At 41.6% G+C, this 18120-nt stretch carries 12 protein-coding genes and 3 pseudogenes; 12 read left to right on the top strand and 3 right to left on the bottom strand.

Going from position 1 to position 18120, the window contains the following annotated elements:
* Positions 1-31: 31 nt before the first annotated feature.
* From AAHH42_RS06550 to AAHH42_RS06495, 12 genes and pseudogenes are all read left to right on the top strand, one after another.
* Positions 32-1006 (top strand): IS110 family transposase, encoded by a 975-nt coding sequence (locus tag AAHH42_RS06550; RefSeq protein WP_342221038.1) that lies wholly within the window; start codon positions 32-34, stop codon positions 1004-1006.
* A gap of 18 nt (positions 1007-1024) precedes the next feature.
* Positions 1025-1300 (top strand): hypothetical protein, encoded by a 276-nt coding sequence (locus tag AAHH42_RS06545; RefSeq protein WP_342221917.1) that lies wholly within the window; start codon positions 1025-1027, stop codon positions 1298-1300.
* Between the two features lie 21 nt (positions 1301-1321).
* Entirely contained in the window at positions 1322-1663 is a 342-nt protein-coding gene (locus AAHH42_RS06540; RefSeq protein ID WP_342221916.1) for a phage tail protein, read from the top strand.
* Positions 1664-1693: 30 nt separating this feature from the next.
* A complete protein-coding gene (locus tag AAHH42_RS06535; RefSeq protein ID WP_342221034.1) occupies positions 1694-2446 on the top strand; it encodes a phage minor tail protein L in 753 nt (250 codons plus the stop codon).
* A 2-nt stretch (positions 2447-2448) separates the two neighbouring features.
* A pseudogene (locus tag AAHH42_RS06530) lies at positions 2449-3168 on the top strand (C40 family peptidase).
* A gap of 72 nt (positions 3169-3240) precedes the next feature.
* Positions 3241-4224: a hypothetical protein gene (locus AAHH42_RS06525; protein ID WP_342221033.1), complete on the top strand. Its 984-nt coding sequence runs from the start codon at positions 3241-3243 to the stop codon at positions 4222-4224.
* Positions 4225-4810: 586 nt separating this feature from the next.
* The gene (locus tag AAHH42_RS06520; RefSeq protein WP_342221915.1) at positions 4811-6127 is read left to right on the top strand and encodes a hypothetical protein; all 1317 of its coding nucleotides are present in this window, start codon (positions 4811-4813) and stop codon (positions 6125-6127) included.
* Positions 6128-6215: 88 nt separating this feature from the next.
* The gene (locus AAHH42_RS06515; RefSeq protein WP_342221913.1) at positions 6216-6794 is read left to right on the top strand and encodes a tail assembly protein; all 579 of its coding nucleotides are present in this window, start codon (positions 6216-6218) and stop codon (positions 6792-6794) included.
* A gap of 61 nt (positions 6795-6855) precedes the next feature.
* Positions 6856-10311 (top strand): annotated as a pseudogene (locus AAHH42_RS06510) (phage tail protein); the annotation flags it as partial.
* A 248-nt stretch (positions 10312-10559) separates the two neighbouring features.
* Positions 10560-10826 carry a hypothetical protein gene (locus AAHH42_RS06505; RefSeq protein WP_342221030.1) on the top strand — a complete coding sequence of 89 codons (267 nt, stop codon included), beginning with the start codon at positions 10560-10562 and terminating at the stop codon, positions 10824-10826.
* Positions 10827-11165: 339 nt separating this feature from the next.
* Positions 11166-11379 (top strand): annotated as a pseudogene (locus tag AAHH42_RS06500) (IS110 family transposase); the annotation flags it as partial.
* Positions 11380-11718: 339 nt separating this feature from the next.
* Complete coding sequence (locus AAHH42_RS06495) at positions 11719-14280, top strand: hypothetical protein (RefSeq protein ID WP_342221912.1); 2562 nt, start codon at positions 11719-11721, stop codon at positions 14278-14280.
* Positions 14281-14811: 531 nt separating this feature from the next.
* Here AAHH42_RS06495 and AAHH42_RS06490 read toward each other — a convergent pair.
* From AAHH42_RS06490 to AAHH42_RS06480, 3 genes are all read right to left on the bottom strand, one after another.
* On the bottom strand, positions 14812-15183 hold the full coding sequence (locus AAHH42_RS06490) for a hypothetical protein (RefSeq protein ID WP_205411457.1): 372 nt from the start codon (positions 15181-15183) through the stop codon (positions 14812-14814).
* The gene (locus tag AAHH42_RS06485; protein WP_342221911.1) at positions 15180-16079 is read right to left on the bottom strand and encodes a hypothetical protein; all 900 of its coding nucleotides are present in this window, start codon (positions 16077-16079) and stop codon (positions 15180-15182) included. The genes AAHH42_RS06490 and AAHH42_RS06485 overlap by 4 nt, the downstream gene beginning before the upstream one ends.
* Positions 16080-16217: 138 nt before the next feature.
* Positions 16218-17894 carry a hypothetical protein gene (locus AAHH42_RS06480; protein WP_342221648.1) on the bottom strand — a complete coding sequence of 559 codons (1677 nt, stop codon included), beginning with the start codon at positions 17892-17894 and terminating at the stop codon, positions 16218-16220.
* Between the last annotated feature and the right edge of the window lie 226 nt (positions 17895-18120).

Genomic DNA, 18120 nt, shown 5'->3' with positions numbered 1-18120 from the left:
GTCGGGGCGATCATTTAATTATCTGTTTTTCATGGGAGAATCAGCCATGGACAAGACCGCAGTGGGTATTGATGTTGCCAAATTAAAATTCGATGTTGCAGTGTGGGTAGAGAGAAAAAAGTATAAAACAAAAGCATTCCCGAATACCCCCTCTGGATTTAGCCAACTACTGAAATGGCTTATCCCTTACGGGGATTGTCATATTTGTCTCGAAGCCACAGGGAGTTACAGTGTTCCACTGGCTATGTTCTTAGTTGATAATGGCATTGACGTCAGCCTAGAAAACCCATCACGTATTCATGCCTTTGGTGAGAGTGAACTGAGTCGGAACAAGACGGATCAGGGGGATGCAAAAATGATAGTGCGCTACTGCGCACTGCATACACCTGTCCTCTGGACTCCTCCTCCCTTGAGCGAACGTCAATTAACCGCGCTAGTACGCCATCTAAAGAGTTTAGAGGAAATGAGGCAAATGCAAGAAAATCGGCAATCAGTGGCTGACGATGTCGTTCAATCCTCACTGCTTGAAATCATTTCTGCACTTAAACAACAAATCCAGGCCACCAAAGAAAAAATAAAAAACCATATCGATAACGATCCTGACTTAAAGAAAAATAAAGCGTTGCTGGAGAGTATTCCTGGTATCGGTGAAATACTAAGTGCCAGTTTGCTGGCGTATGTGGGTAATGTGTCAAAATTCACTAACAGTAAGGCAGTGGTGGCCTATGCCGGGCTTAACCCAAAACTTTGTGAATCAGGTTTATTTAAAGGACGGAGCCGCCTATCAAAACGGGGTCATACCGAGCTCAGGAAAGCGTTGTATATGCCCGCTCTGGCTGCCCTTTCTTGTAATCCGATAGTGAAAGCACAGTGGCAACGACTCGTATCACGCCATAAAGGGGGTAAAATGGGCGTCTGTGCGGCAATGCGCAAATTACTCCAACTGGCGTATGGTGTGCTGAAATCAGGCATCCCATTCGATACAAAAATAGCACTTGCATCATGATGGGCAAGACGGTATCTGATGCGCGGTTATGCGGAAGGGGGCTTGGTCAGTCATCGCCAAACAAAATCGCCGTGCCTCCCTTCATTGGGGAGGCAAGGGAAAGCTACAGCGGTAGCAATCAACGTGGGGGATATTAATATTTTGAATCAAGGGATGGGACAGCAATCCAGCCCAAGCACACAGGATAGCGCTGCCCTGCGAAAACAAATCAAAACAGCGATTACCACGACTATCAGTGAACAGCTTAGCAAGCCCGGTACGCCTTTATGGATGGCGATGCACGGGCGGGGGTGATTAAATAATCAGGATACAATTATGGCAATCGATACCTTCACCTGGCGTACTCAGGGTACCCCGGAGGGCAGTTTTTTACATCGCGTCAGGGTGGCGCAGTTCGGTGATGGCTACAAACAGGTTGCGGGCGACGGAATCAATCCCGAAAGCCAATCTTGGCCGCTAACCTTTCAGGGCACTGAAAAAAACATGCTGCCGTTACTCACCTTTATTCGCCAGCACTGCACACAATCTTGCTTATGGACGCCACCCTATGGGGTGCTGGGTCTCTACCGCGTGGCAGCAGATTCCATCAGAGTCACTCCCTTAGGTGGCAATATCCTGTCCATCAGCTTTACCTTTGAGCAAACCTTCCAGCCTTAGTAGCACATAACCCCACTAGCGAGTAACACCATGACAACCCACATTGACCTGCAACGTCTGTTGCCAGGCAATCGCATTCGTCTGTTCGAAGTCGATGGCACGGCGTTCCAGGCAACTATTTTACGCTTCCACGCGGATACCTTAGCCCATACACCGGAAGAACTGACCACCGCTGCAGCTGATGAAACCAAGCTCAACGCAAAATCCATCTGGTGGCAAGGTAAGGAATATGCTCCCTGGCCGGTACAGATAGAAGGACTGGAAACCGCCAGTGATGGACAACAAGCACAGCCCAGATTAACCGTTGCCAACCTCGATGGCAGCATCACTGCGCTGTGCCTGAAATTTGACGACATGGTACAAGCCAAGGTGATTATTCACGACACCTTCAAACATTATCTGGATGCGCGTAATTTTCCACAAGGCAATCCTGAAGACGATCCGACACAAGAAAAAGTCCAGGTCTACACCATTGACAGTAAATCCATGGAAACCAGCGAGATGGTTGAGTTTACCCTCTCCAGCCCGGCGGATTTGCAAGGGTTGTTAATTCCTACACGGCAAATTCATTCGCTGTGCACCTGGGCGATGCGTGGTGACTACCGCAGCGGCAGCGGCTGTGATTATGCGGGTAGCCAGTATTTTGATGAGCAGGGTGATCCCACCGATGATCTGACCCAGGACAGATGCACTGGCCGGTTAGTGGAATGTAAAAACCGTTTCGGCAGACATAATCCGTTACCTTTTGGCGGGTTTCCAGGCTCCGCGCTGATCAAGAGGTGAGGATGCGTAAAAAAACGCTACAGGCGATGCTGGCTCATGCTGCTGCCGCTTATCCTTTTGAGTGTTGTGGTGTCATCGCACAGCAATCACGGCGAGAACGTTATTTTCCTTGCCGCAATTTAGCCGCTAAACCAACAGAACAGTTTTATCTCGATCCTCAGGGTTACATGGAGGCCGAAAATTGGGGCACCGTCATGGCGATCGTGCACAGTCATCCCGATGCCACGAGTCAACCCTAGGAGCTGGACAGAGCACAATGTGACCATACCGAACTGCCCTGGCATATCGTCAGTTGGCCCGAAGGCGATGTGCGCACCATTCAGCCACGGGGTGAGCTACCACTGGTAGGGCGTGAATTTGTCCTTGGGCATACCGACTGTTGGGGGTTGATACTGTCTTATTTTCGCCAGACGCATGGCATTGAATTGCATGATTATCGGGTAGATCACCCTTGGTGGGAATCAGGTCAGGAAAACAGGTATCTGGATAATTGGTATCAATGTGGATTTCGTGAATTTAGCGGAGAATACCAGCCAGGTGATGTAGTGATGATGCAGGTATCCGCACCGGTCGCCAATCATGCGGGAATTTTGCTGGCAGACGGCATGTTACTGCATCATCTGTATGGTAAACCCAGCCAGCGCGTGCCTTACGGCGGGTATTGGCAAGAGCGTACGGTGAAAGTGGTGAGGCATCGGACACTGCAACATCATTTAGCGTGAATTATATTGCATGTAGTATGCTAGATTGGATATTATCATATCTTATATCATATTGAATTAAAAGAGATTAAAATGCATCAATCACCTAGTTGTTCTTTTCAACCCCAGCCCCCCGGCAATACCTCAACTAATCAACTTCTTCCTCGTCTTCCTGCTAGCCTAAGGAATATTGAGAGTATTGGTAATCAAAATATAAACTTAACACCGCCTGGTCTAACGGTTGTATCGACAAGCAATTTTCAATTACAGGAGGGCGAATTGGGCGAATTGATTGCAAATGTCGCTTTGGCTAATTATTCCTATATGAGAAGTGAGGGAGACTTAAAAGATTATGGTCCAAACTGGACACTGCAAAAAGAACTTGCCAACAGTTTGGCTACAAAGGAACTAACGTTTAACGCTGCTAACGGCATGTTAATGGATAAAAGTTCAGGATTGGTTGCTTATGTGTTTTATAACAAAAATGATAAAGAAATACGCGTTGTTTTTGGTGGTTCCAGTAGTGGTGAAACTGCTGGAGAAATTTTAACACGCTCTTGGGGCAATGCGGTGAGCACCTCACAACAATGGATAAACAACATAACCAACGCAATAGACAACAAAATGCCTAGAAGCTATTGTCAAGCAGCAATCTTAACAGGAAGGCTTATCAATATCTTGAATACGGATCCTCGATATGAAGGTTTCAATGTATCGACGTCAGGCCATTCTAAAGGAGGTGGAGAAGCTGCTTATGCTGCGGTGATGAACTATACAGAGGGAAAACCAATAAAAGCAGAATGTTTTTGTAGCGCAAAATGGGGTACGGCTACTCAGAAAGAAGTGTGCAGGAAATTGGGGACTCTAGACCACGCTAAAAAAGGGACAGCGAAGATAAGACATTATCTGATCGAGGGAGATGTAATAAATACTGTTCAGCGATGGTTTAGTTGGTTAATTCATGTAGGTAACAATACTACTTTGCAGACGAACGTTTCTAGGAAAAACGCGGGGGCAGCTCGTCACGTTCATTTTTTTGAACACGTTCTATCATATAGCAGGGGCCGTATAAGTTGATTATAAAAATCAGCAATAACATATTGATATTAAATAATATTTATTAACAAAAGAGATCACGTTACATGGCGCCTGCTATATGGTGTCGTCAATGGGATTTAGATACGATTACCTTGATATAGCTGTAAGATTTAATTTTGATTTCTTAACGGATACATTGAGGATTAAATCTACAGAGTGGCTCATATTTGTATGCCAATTAAAATTAAATCGTGCCGCTATATCAATACCCGCGTGTTTTGCCTGTGGAACAAATTGAATCATTGTCACTCTTTGACAGTGAAACTTATGCGGCTTTTAAAGTTAACAAACCAGCTTTACCTATCGTGGCAAGTAAGACAGAGTAAACAGCGTCTCCCTACCTGATATTCAAGTGTTCTCGCTGAGGGTTCTGTAACATTCGTTATATTTTATTACGTAATTCTATTGTACATAATATGATCAAACAGGGCATTATTGTTGATAATCCATACAATTAAGAGAGATTAACATTTTGCCTTTTTCTACTATTGCACCTACTGCATCTACTACACCCCCCAACCCCTCAAGCTCGAGTAGTGAACAGGGAAATGGCCCCTTAGGGGACGTGAGAGAAACTGGTAATATTAATGATGAGCCAACAACCAGTACGCTTGCCCCCAAAAAAAGACATATGCAAAGATATATGATTAATCATCCCGGACAGCGACAGGATGGCGGCAGTATAGGAGTTCAAGCTTTCTCTCAGACTCCACCTGCTCCGCATGGTGCATGTTTAGTTGGTACTTCAGAAAGTAACGGAAATCCCTCCGGTCAAAGAGCAAACACTCTATCATCACACCAACCAGTTGGGCAGGTTGAAGAACAGCGTCCAATTGTAAAAGCGAATTTAAGGTTGAACAGGCTCCTTGGTCCTGAATTTTCACATCCACCTGAAAAGGGTGAATGTGCGCTTTTTGTCTCAACAAATATAATGACAAGGTCGAAACTGACTTTGGTTAGCAAGCCAAATAATCATAGTTCAGCTACATCTTCCAACCCATATCGTGTTGCTAATAGTAACTTAAAACTGCACAGCAAGTGCACGCCAAAGAATCCGGAAACCACCACACTTTTAAAGGCTAAACGACAATTAGACATATTAAATAAACTGCCACCTGAAAAACAAGCTGACGTAGAGTCTACGCTAAATGAAATAAGCCTACTATTAGTGGAGAAATCTAAAACCAAGTCTAGATTTTATTCCAAAGATATCAAAACTAAAATCGCTACACTCCTGAAGAACCATAACATAATTCCGTCAGAGCTTGCAGAGCTCTATAATATACCCTTCTCTACTATCAATTCCTGTGTAACTACATTTGCTCAAAATCCAGGATTTGCTATATCTTCAGCTAGTGCAAAGAGACGATTGAGAGATCATATATTGGCTAAAGGTAATCACACTTTACCAAGACCACAACACGGTACTGAAGAGGGATCTCCATTATCTAAACGTGTTAGATTTGAGCAAGCTCCCCATCAAATTACCCTTGGTGCAGATGGTCGTGCTCCTCATGGCCCATTAGAATTGGAGAGAGGTAATAATATCAGTGATTCACTAGCTGGGGTTTCTACTCCACTAACAAGAACTCTAAATACTTATTTAATATCTCAAATAAAAGATACATACCACGAAGAACACCCTGAAATAGATAAAAGAATAACAAAAATAGAAATATTATTGGGTAAAGATGATCAGACGGTTAGTGATAATGCAACACATCACGCTCGAGATGTTTACAAGCCACCTCATTCCTCCGATACAAAAAAGGAAATATGCGACTTCATCACGCGTTATAAAGTATTAGGTGTGCCATTCTATGCATGCTTATTCTGGATAGAGGACGATGATCTCAATGATTGGCTAAAATATAACCAATAGACTGAAAACTGTCAGAATTAATATTATCTTTTTTTTAAAACCCTTCCGGCTGCCCCTGCAGCCTTTTTTATTATCAGGAGCCAATAACATGGCAGTATTCCACCAACCGTTACGAACAATCCGTCTGTACGGAAAACTCGGGCACCTGTTTGGCCGTGTGCATCAACTCGCGGTCGAGACCCCCAGAGAAGCGATAAAAGCGCTGTCGGTTATCCTGCCTGGGTTTGAGCAATTTATGTTACGCAGTCAAGCACAAGGCCTGACCTTTGCAGTATTTAACGGCCAGCACAATATTAGCAGAGAAGAATTAGCCAGCGCCCACGGCAGCCAGGATATTCGCATTGCCCCGGTGATTATCGGCAGCAAACGGGGTGGCGTGTTTCAAACCATTATCGGTGCGATGTTAGTGGCAGCATCCTTCATTCCTAGTGCTCAATTTTTGGCCCCTGTTGGCATTTCCATGATGGTCGGCGGGGTTATCCAAATGCTATCCCCACAACAAAGTGGGTTATCACGCCGTGAGGACCCTGATAACAAGCCCAGCTACGCCTTCGGGGAGCCCGTCAATTCCACCGCACAAGGCAATCCGGTGCCGATTGGCTACGGCAAGCGGCGTATCGGGGGTGCAGTGATTTCGGCGGGCATTTACGCGGAAGACCAGATGTAAAAATAACAGAACAGCGAACACAATCCAGGTCGCCAAGGCGATCTTTTTTTATGGGTAAACTATGGTCATCACAGGAAACAAAGGCGGTAGCCAGCGGCCACCTACGCCCACAGAATCCCCGGACAGCCTGCATTCTACCGCCAAAGCTAAAATATTATTGGCCCTGGGTGAAGGGGAATTTGCGAGCGAATTAGACGGCACCCGTATTTATTTGGATGGCACCCCGCTTAATAATGCAGACGGCAGCGCTAATTTTACCGGTGTCACCTGGGACTACCGCCCCGGCACCCCATCGCAAGACTACATTCCCGGGATGCCGAACGTTGAAAATGAAGTTACGGTCAACACCGAGTTAAAGGCCGACACCCCGTGGGTGCGGGCTATCAGCAACACCCAGTTATCTGCGCTGCGTATTCGATTTAGCTGGCCGGCGCTGCAACGTCAGACTGATAACGGCGATGTTAACGGCACTCGCGTTGAGTATGAGATAGAGATGGCGACCGATGGCGGGGCTTACCATACTGTCCTCAAGACCGCAGTGGAGGGCAAAACCAGTACAGGGTATCAGCGTTCACACCGTATTAACTTGCCTGACGCGAAAACCGGTTGGCAACTCCGTGTCCGTCGTCTGACACCGAACAGCACCAGTAACCGACTCGCCGATAACATGCACATTGAGGCATTGGCCGAAATCATTGATGCCAAGTTGCGTTATCCCAACACCGCTCTGCTGTATATCGAATTTGATGCCAGCCAGTTTCAGCACATTCCCGTGATTGCCTGTGAGCCCAAGATGCGGATAATACGGGTGCCCACGACCTACGGCCCCGCAACGAGGACGTATAAGGGCACGTGGGATGGCACTTTCAAATGGGCGTACAGCAATAATCCGGCCTGGGTGTTCTATGATATTTTGCTTGCCGAGCGCTTTGGCCTCGGCCATCGCTTAACCGCTGCACAGGTGGATAAATGGGAGCTGTATCGCATCGCGCAATACTGTGACCAATTCGTCCCCGATGGCAAAGGGGGTAACGGGACCGAACCGCGCTTTCTGTGTGATGTGTATATCCAATCCCAGGCTGAAGCCTTTATCGTACTGCGGGATTTGGCGGCGATATTCCGCGGCATGACCTACTGGGCGAATAATCAACTCTGTGCCCTGGCCGACATGCCCCGTGACCGAGATTACCTGTACACCCGCGCCAATGTCATTGAGGGACGTTTTTCCTACGCCAGCAGCTCAGAAAAAAGCCGCTACAGTACGGCAATGGTCAGCTGGAGCGACCCGGCTAACGGCTATCAGGATACCCTTGAAGCGGTCTCGGATGAAGCCTTGGTGCGACGCTATGGCATCAATCAACTGAGTACCACGGCAATCGGTTGTATCCGTCAGACAGAAGCCCACCGGCGTGGTCGTTGGGCGCTGCTCACCAATGCCAAAGACCGCTTGGTGACCTTTGATGTTGGCTTAGATGGCGCGATTCCGTTACCAGGGCACATCATTGCGGTTGCCGATGAAATGTTATCAGGAAGAAAAATCGGGGGGCGCATCAATCAAGCCGCAGGCTGCGACATTACCTTAGATAGACCCGCTGACGTCAAACCCGGCGATCGACTTATCGTCAACTTACCCCGTGGGTCCGCCCAAGCACGCACCGTCCACGCGGTTAACGGTCAACTTATCACCGTCAGTGTGGCTTACAGTGAAACGCCGCAACCGGAGGCGATTTGGTCGGCGGAGGCCGATGACGTAGCCCTTCAGCACTACCGGGTGACCCGTATCGAGGACAATAACGACAACACTTATCGCATTAATGCTGTCCAACATGACCCTGATAAATATGAACGTATCGACAGCGGCACGCGCCTCGACGAGCGGCCTATCAGTGTGATTCCGTTGACCCTTCAACCCCCTCCGACACACATCACGTTGACCAGCCATGCGGTGATTGCTCAAGGTTTAGCCGTCACCACTTTACAGGTTAATTGGCAGGCAGCCAGCGGTGCGACCGCTTACGACGCACAATGGCGGCGGGACAAGGGCAACTGGACGCCGCTACTGCGGGTATTGACTTGCGGCTTTGAGGTCCCCAACAGCACTGCGGGACAGTATCAAGCACGGGTGAGGGCCATTAACGCAGCAGGCATGGCTAGCCTGTGGGTCACGACGCCAGAAATCCCTCTCCAGGGGAAAGCAAACCCGCCACCCCAACCGGTTAGCTTGACCACCACGCCAATTGTGTTTGGCATCACACTCAATTGGGCCTTTCCTGCGGGCGCTGAAGATACCTTAAAAACCGAGGTGGAATGCAGCCGTTTTGCTCATGACGCCCATCAGAAGCCACTGATTGACATTGCCTACCCGCAGCGTCATTACACGATGCAGGGTCTGGCTGCGGGGAAAACCTTTTACTTTCGTGCCCGTCTGGTCGATCGACTGGGCAATCAAGGTGCCTGGACACCGTGGGTCCAGGGGACATCGAGTGACGATGCAGATATTGTGCTCGATCACATTCGTGATGACATCATGACCACGCAGGCCGGTAAAAGACTCACCTCTCAACTCGATACCCTCATAAAAACCAGCCAAGCCAATGAAAGAAAACAGGAACACAGTCGTATCACACTCCAAAAGGAGGTCAAAGACCGGGTAGAAGAAACGCTGCTGCAGGTGAATGAACGACTAGAGCGACAAGACAAAACATTGCAACGGTATAACCAGGGACTTAAATCCCGCTTCAAAATAAGCCAATTACAAACACAAGACGTGCAAAAGACCGCCACGCATCTGGATACCGCATTTGTCACCTACAAAGAGGAGATGGACACGCAATTTGACCGTGCTAACGCGGATATGCTGGCACTCAGACAGGCTCAATCCGATGCGCAGCAGGCGTTCAGCCTTTACCGCCTGGATATCACTGCCCGCTTTGATAAAAATGACGCGTTAATAACCGACATCCACACGGCGCACGCCACGGCGACCCAGGCCCTGGCCGACTATCAAAACCGGATAAGTGCCCGATTCGGCAAAAATGAAACGGCGATAAGCCGGGTCAAACGCGCTCAAACCACGGCGACCCAGGCGTTAGCGGAATATCAAAACATGATTGCCGCGCGATTCCGTGACAACGACGCTGCCATTGAAACCAAAGCCACAACACAATTTACCTCATCAGGCGGTAACGCCCTGTACAGCATAAAAGCGGGCATTCATCACCAGGGCAAATATTATGATGCGGGCATGGTGGTCGGCGTGGAAACCCGTAACGGGAGTGTAAAATCACAGATAGGTTTTAATGCCGATAATTTTATTTTATTAAGTGGGCAAAATGGCAAAAAGTTCTCGCCCTTTGCGGTAAAAAATAATCAGGTCTTTATACGTGAGGGCTTTATTCAAGATGCGACCATTGACACGGCTAAAATAAAAGAGGCCGCCATCACTAATACAAAAATTGGTGGACCTCTCCAGTCGACCAACTGGGCAGCAGGCCGTTCAGGATGGAAAATAGAGAAAGCCGGCAACGCCGAGTTTAACGATGCTACCTTCAGAGGGACAATATATGCCACCGATGGCTGGTTTAAAGGGACGGTGTCTGCGGATAAAATAGAAGGGGATATTCTGGACATGTCTCCTAATTTTTTTAAAACAAAAAAAGGCAGCATTCCCGATAGCCAATCTGTAATATTCCCTTTGTTTTATATAAAAAAACAGCCTCACCACGAAGAGTGTTGCTATTAGGGAGAAAAGAGAAAGGGATAGCCTTGAGCGTATCACCCGATTGGGTCAGAGCAACGATAACCCGTGATGGCATGGATGTGCAATACCTTGGGAAAGCCGGGGCGGGGCTATTAGGAGAGTATGTTAACGCTGTCAACGAAGATATTGATATCACCCTCCCGGCAGGTGAAGGGGAGGTATTAATTGGTTTAAGATTACAATCTACACGGGGTAAGCTTAGAATGTTCAACTGGACGGCAAGCGGTGATATCTACACCATGAAAAACGCAGCCAGTATCAAAATAGCCTGATTAAAATAACTACCCGCCTATGAATTTTATCGTAGGTTAACAAATAGGAATAATTTTCCTTCGCATCATACAATACTCTCCCGACCTGTTGGCTCATGGGTGTCTTGCACATCCTGTTAGCTATTAACTGTATTCAAACTCAAATCTGATTAGCAAGAAAATTAAGCCATGCTAATCGGTCATTTCGGTGGAGCTAGTATTGAAGCTATCTTTTGATATGGAAAGATAATTCTCTCATTGAAATTAAATGATATTAAATCAATGAGTTATTTTTTAACATAAATGGAGACCTAGCTTAGGTTCCTTGCTAATCAGGAAATTAAATTGTATAGCTATATCAAAGCAGGCCCCTCAGAAATTCTTGCAAAATTGTACATAGCGGAATTGAGCGCTATTCGCTTTAATCCCCATGTTAAAGCACAATATGGAGCGTTTATTGCTGCGTGGTAAGGCCAAAATATCAGTGTTAGGGGCAGCAATGCGCAAACTGGTACATCTTTGTTATGGCGTTTTACATAACCAGTACTCATATAGCAGGTGCCATGTAACGTGATCACTTTTGTTAATAAATATTATTTAATATCAATATGTTATTGCTTGTTTTTATAATCAACTTATACGGCCTCTGCTATACGATGTAAATTATAACCGTAACGATTAACAATCAAGACGGTAGCTTTCGCCCTGACAGCTATAGTACTAAATCAAGGTAGAAATATGTCTAAAAAACGGTCATGATTTCGCCTAGTTTCAAACGTAGATGAATTTACGAAATATTTATTGTTACAAATTTTTCGATTCTATTTTATGAAAAATGCTTTTTCTGAAAGAATTTCATTCTTTTTTTTCTTACAATTCCTTATCTTAAAATAAAAAATTTAATGGGATAATTATGCCGTTAGTACATCCTTCTCCTACTATTGGTCTTACGCTGAGTCAATCTAATATACGTTTTAATATGACCGGTAACGGAGGTGTCAAATTTGAATTGACTTCTTGGGATACTCTTCAAGATTTTTTTCGTCGTCTATATGACATGTTGAGGGGAACAAACAGTTCACCAGGTAACCTCCAGGAGCAGCTCAATAAATTACAAACGCGTTTAGATAATCCTCATTTAGAGATATCTCATAATCCATTTAAAGGAGTATTTGATCCATTTATTGATCTAAAAAATCTGCTTCCAGGAAAGATGCAAAAAGAATTTTCTGTAATCATTGACTATAATCAAACGGATCTTTCTGCTGGTAAGATTTCTGTCAGTATAAAATATGATAATTACCTATTAAAGACAATTGTAGTAGAGAATGCTGTACGCTTAAATAACGATGATATTAAAGAATATATTGAAGAGCATTTCAATGTCGTGACATCTGAATATAATTTTTCTGGAAACTTTCCTATTGAAAATGCTAATACTGATTTAGAGGGAATAAGAAAACGATCTGAACAGTATTTAGAGAAAAGTAAAGAAAAGCACATGTCAGTACCCGATCAGATATTACAAGATCACAAGAACCTGAGAAAAGACATCTGCCAATTTCTTTTACGCTTTCGTATGGATACTAATATATTAATTAGGTCTCAGTCATCTCTTTCTAGAGTCGAACAGATAGAACTAGAAAACGAAATTCAAGTTTATTTATTTCAGGTGGAAGAAGATTTTTCTAGAAAATTAGATAACATTTTGAATGTTAAGGAAGCTATAGAATCGGGCATACCTAATAAAGAATTAATCGAATGTATTAAAGAGGTTAATCAAATACAAATTTCTTTTTTTAAAGAAAAATTAAATAACTCGATAATAAATGAAAAAGATTCGGATCCTATAGATAAATTCGTTGAAGTTCTTTCTGAAAAAAATAGACTTTATATGTGTATAGATTCTACTCTCCTTTTAGAAGAGATAGATAAAAAGACAATACTCTCTAAGATTCAAAATGAAATAGATTCTCTTGCTATCTGTATTTTTAAAAGAAATTTATTTAAATTTAAACCAGATAAAGAAGATAAAGAAGATAAAGAAGAATACATGTATTCCTCAATATTAAAATTATCTGATAATCTTGTTGCAGCATTTGAAAATAAAAATTTAAGTGAAAAAACAAAAAATGAAATGCTAAATCTTGCTCAACAAGAAATACTTCATATATGTACAATTGTGGATCCCTCTACAATAGAAGAATATAGAGTATTATTAGATACATTAATAAAATGTCGTATATCCATACATAAGAATATGTCATTAAATGACGCTGATAAAGATAAACTTAAAAATATTTTTAACGAAGAAATAAAGACTACAGCTCGCAAGATTTTTGATGAACAATCACGTATATCACCAAGGAAAGATGACGATACTATAGAAGATCTTGTTTCTTGGCATATTGCATTTAATGAATATATAAAATCTGCATCTTGTATAATTCATGATCCTCGTTTAGAGGAAGGCATTAAAGAAATTCTTAGTTCTGATATTGATGAAATTAATGCAATAACATTAAAGTTTATTCTATCTAAAGTGAGAGATAAACTAGAAAATGCCAAGGCAGCCGAAGATTATAATGCTTTATGGAAAACCTATGAGAAACTCTTTAAGTATCCAGCACCAATAGAAATTACAAATAAGTACTTAGAAATAAAGGGCGAGATACTTGAGCATATTTTCAAACCTTTTCAATTTTTACCCATAATGGAAGAAAAAGAAGCAACACCAAAACATATTGGCTGGTTAGACCGTTACATTACAATGTTGGGCAAGAATACTATTATTAACTATCCAAATTTAGGTGAGAATATAAAGCATTTTATTGATATTAAAAAGAAAGAAATAGTTAGTGATAGATGGAGTTCTATTCTCAATAGAATACAAAACGAAGTAGAAAAAACAAGTAGTATAGACGATCTTAATCATTTGAGAAAACAATGTAATGACTGTATTCAGTTTATAGAAAATGATAGTATTACTCGTCTAATCAAAAAAATAGAAGAAACTATAATTGGCCGTGAAATTTATCTTATCTTTCTAAAGAAATTAGATAAAAAAGAAACTGATCAAATAATTTTTAAAAAATTCATAAAAGGAAGTGAATATTTTTTTGCACAACTCAATCAGGATATTGACGCCTTACTTCAACGGAATAGTAATAAATCGAAAATAGACTCCGCCATAGGGATACAACATTTCATTGATAATATTTTAAAAACATCCCCCTCCGCAGACTCGAGGATAAGATCTTATCAAGAGTCTCTCTATAAATTGTGGAAAACATTGAAAAATACAATAGTGGAAATCAGTGGTCACTCTGAAGAGTATGAAGACAATATCTTATGTAGTATGCAAATAACAATGAAGGCAATGAATCAACGTATAGAGGAGTACCGTATGGAAGAGTCTAAATTTAGTGCTACTTATCAGCAACATGGTGAAAGATATACACCCATATTGACTTGAAGATGCTAGTTTTTTAGAGAGTGTTGATAGTTTTGCGTCAGGATAAATTGCTAGGATCATAGTAAGGTTATTATTGAGTCTTCATTAAAAGTCAATTGCGACAATGCCAAATTCTGTTCATGAATCGGCATTGTCTCTTTTTTTTTGAGCATTAAGGAAACCCGAATTAAAGATAATATGGCTTTGTGAAAATGTCTAAGTGTAGAAAATGACTGTGTCGTATTTGTGTCGTCACTGAACCGCGTTGAATGCCGTTCAAGGGCATTAGAGTGCACTTAATGACAAAAACCAAGAAGCAAAAGATAGCATTACCGATGTCTATGAAACAGGTTTCAAACAAGGCTACCTTGGATGCTGGGAAAGTGAGTTATTTTACGATGAATGACAGAAAGGAACCTTCGCTCGGTGCAAGACGACAGGTCGAAATGAAGAGGCAACGTATTGATAAATAGTGACTGAAAAGTTGTGCTTTGTCGTGTTTTGTCGCCTATTATATAAGCAATAATATTTTATCTTTTTGTTTTTAATGGGTTATTTTATCACAGGGGTAATATATAGGCGATATAACGTTTCCTGTATTGGCACGGTCAAGGGAGACAAATTAATATTGCGTTCCTGTTTTGCTCCTAAAGTAATACGAATCGGATTGAACATCATTTCAGGTTTTTGGATCCGCCCTATCGGCGTTTTGCGTTCTGGATCCTGTCCCGGATTTTCAATACGTTCTAATGTCACTGTTAAATAGAGTGGTGTATCACCTTTGTTGATCACCCTGATTATTTGATCTGTCTGTAATGCTTCTACAGTAGTGCGAGTTGGCATCACCAGTAGTTGTGTCTGTACCTTTGTAGTAAAAAAAAGTAATAGTGTAATACTAAGTAATAACCCTTTGAGTTTCATCATTTTTCCTTCTGTTTTTCAGTAAATGTATCAGGTTGACAAAAATAATAATGGCCAGATTGTTGACTCATATCACAGAGATAAAACGCCGATTTATGCTTAATTGTGAGGTATTTCAATACGAGGTCAGAATTGATGGAAAACATGCCATTGGGATAAACAATATCGCCTGTCTCTTGGACAATACCCTCTATCGGCTGACGATTGGCATCAACAAAAAAACCATAATAAAGCAGACTTAATTTGACGTTAGCTGCTACCGAAAATACCTGGCCCGGGTGAGCTTGCACGATATTTGCGGGGAGCTGCACCGCTATATCATGCAAGCTTCCCTCGCTCTGCGTACGGACAAAGGCGTGATCCTGGTAGCGAGAGATTGGCACCGCATAGGTTCCACCATTTGCAACTGGAGAACCTTCAACGTTGAAGCTATAAGCGGTTCCTGCCAAACGGGGTACTTTCACCAGCATTGCCACGCCACTGTAATTGCTACGCCCCAAGGCAATACCACTGGTATTGGCTGCCAATATACTACCGTAATGAAAACTGCTACTGGCTACCTGGTTATTGAGAGCAACTCGTAGTCCTACATTTCCTCGGGTACCATTGCGGTGAATATCACTGCTAAAATAATAATCGCGCTCCAGGGTTTCACTCTCGACATTGAGAGTAGTAACACCATAGTTATCGTTGAATTGCCGCTGATATTGGGTATGAGTTGCCACTTGTTTATCTCTGTACAGGGTATCAATGCTCAAATCACTGTGATTAAAGGTCAGTCTGGCATTGGCAAATAGAGAATAATTCGCGCCGTTTTTCTCTGCTCTGACAGTAAACACCGTATTGAAAGCCGGTTGCATCCATTGCCAACTGCTCTCTATACTCTGTTGTAGTGACACCAAAATTAAATAACCCATTAAAAACAAATAGATAAAATATTTTTGCTTATATAATAGGCAACAAAACACGACAAAACACAACTTTTCAGTCACTATTTATCAATATGTTGCCTCTTCATTTCGACCTGTTCTTCTATGCTAAAAGTTCTGTACAAATTGACCATTCTGAATGGATAGCATGTCGGCTAAATATTTTCGATCAGGTGATTCATCTGCAGCTTTAGCAGGGTTTGTTAAAAATTTTTTAACATGCTCACGAAATTCAAGTTGTACATAATGATCGATCCAATCCGAAATAATATCTTGGTTTTTATAATTCATTATTCCATGATGGTTCCATTTCTCTCCAACGTTACTAGGTGATGGACTACGAAAAACACGATCTCCTGTAGTAGATTGCATCATACATATAAGAATAGCATATTCGTCCGCTACTCTTAGATAGTGATAATTACTATCATGCATTTCTTCACTGTTTGGGTCAACTCGCTCAGTACAATAAGAATATACTTGAACAGTAACATATCTGTTAGTGTGTCCTATTTTTTTGTGCTTTTCTCCTTTTCTAACCCTATTTTGTACATCAATCATTCTAACTTCTTCACTTTTTTCATCATAGGTCAAATTTCCAAGTTTAATATCTGTTATATAAATACCGTTGGTATGCAATTTTTTTAATTCGAATAACACATTCGTAAAACTCATAATACCAATAATAATTTTATCATCGAATATTAATCTATATAAGTTATCACCTGCATTACGCATAATTATCAAACCATGATCTACCACTAAACCATCTATTATGGCATTTAGCTCTGATAACTCGTTATAATATTTATTATTCTCATGTTTGAATTCGTTAAAATGACCAAGGTCAGAAGAATTATCAGGAAGGTTATCTTGAGATTCTAAGTTAGGGATTAACGTCACAAATCGGTGATCCATTTTTTTTACCTGTTTAGACTTTCCTGTTAATTTACTTTCTGGCTCTGTACCTGGTGCATAAATAACACTCTTACAATACTTTTTCTCCACATCATAATAATATATTATACCCTCATGTTTAAGATAAGTACCGGCATATACTAATTTCACAAATTCCTTCATAGTATTGATAGCATGATTTTTTATTTCTACTAATCTTTTTCCATACGGGATGAAATAATTTCTAATTTTTTCATCCATTATTTTTTTGATTGGTATTATTAATTCTTCTGTATCTAGCATAGTTTGATTAAAGCCTAAAAGACTATTTTGGATAAATTGACTAGAATGCTCTGAGATAGACTCAGTATGAATAGACACTCCAGAAATGGAAAACACCATTTTACCCTCTCTTACAGAGACCATAAATTTATCTTTTTTATTATGAGGAGCTAAATCTCTTATTTGAGAAAAAATCATTACATTACATATATTTCTAAACGTTACTATTTTAAATTTATTTTCATTTTTTTTATGTAGCTTATTATATAATAAATTAAATTCTTCTAATTTATTAGCATCTTTTATAAGATATGAATCAGAATTTGGGATGGATAAATTATGTTCTAAAAAAATATTTAGTATTATGGCATGAGAAGTATTATCAATAACCTGACTGAAAATAGATTTTCCATTGATATAGAATATTATTCCTCCATGATTATTTAGAAAAACTGTACATTTGTCTTTTTTATCATTTGTAGCCATATTGATCATAGCTGAAAAAATTATTAATTTTTCGATACTATCGTCTTCTCTCCCCTCCGAATTTTTATGTAATTTATCATATAATTGCTCAAGTTTCGCTTTTCCGCTTTCATATTCCAAATAAATCAAAAAAATCAAAAAGAAAATTCATATGCATAGCTTTTTCTGTATTGCCACTCAGACTACCCTCTAGTCCTTCATAGCTTACTTCTACAAATGTACTTCTACTCCTAATCATGTCTGCCTTCTATTAAACTATTTGTCACAAAAACCATCTCATTATTAATTAGACTCTTCTTGAAAAAATTATCTTCTAATAAAATGTAATTTATTTTATTTATAGTAA

It is taken from the genome of Candidatus Fukatsuia endosymbiont of Tuberolachnus salignus, from assembly GCF_964030845.1.
GTDB lineage: Bacteria > Pseudomonadota > Gammaproteobacteria > Enterobacterales > Enterobacteriaceae > Fukatsuia > Fukatsuia symbiotica.
The sequence above is the reverse complement of the archived record's forward strand: the minus strand, read 5'-3'. Positions and strand labels throughout refer to the sequence as shown.

What these genes read in the sequence shown, in the direction of transcription:
- AAHH42_RS06550 (WP_342221038.1), top strand. Translation starts at nt 32, where the DNA reads ATGGGAGAATCAGCCATGGACAAGACCGCAGTGGGTATTGATGTTGCC.
- AAHH42_RS06545 (WP_342221917.1), top strand. Translation starts at nt 1,025, where the DNA reads ATGCGCGGTTATGCGGAAGGGGGCTTGGTCAGTCATCGCCAAACAAAA.
- AAHH42_RS06540 (WP_342221916.1), top strand. Translation starts at nt 1,322, where the DNA reads ATGGCAATCGATACCTTCACCTGGCGTACTCAGGGTACCCCGGAGGGC.
- AAHH42_RS06535 (WP_342221034.1), top strand. Translation starts at nt 1,694, where the DNA reads ATGACAACCCACATTGACCTGCAACGTCTGTTGCCAGGCAATCGCATT.
- AAHH42_RS06525 (WP_342221033.1), top strand. Translation starts at nt 3,241, where the DNA reads ATGCATCAATCACCTAGTTGTTCTTTTCAACCCCAGCCCCCCGGCAAT.
- AAHH42_RS06515 (WP_342221913.1), top strand. Translation starts at nt 6,216, where the DNA reads ATGGCAGTATTCCACCAACCGTTACGAACAATCCGTCTGTACGGAAAA.
- AAHH42_RS06495 (WP_342221912.1), top strand. Translation starts at nt 11,719, where the DNA reads ATGCCGTTAGTACATCCTTCTCCTACTATTGGTCTTACGCTGAGTCAA.
- AAHH42_RS06490 (WP_205411457.1), bottom strand. Translation starts at nt 15,183, where the DNA reads ATGATGAAACTCAAAGGGTTATTACTTAGTATTACACTATTACTTTTT.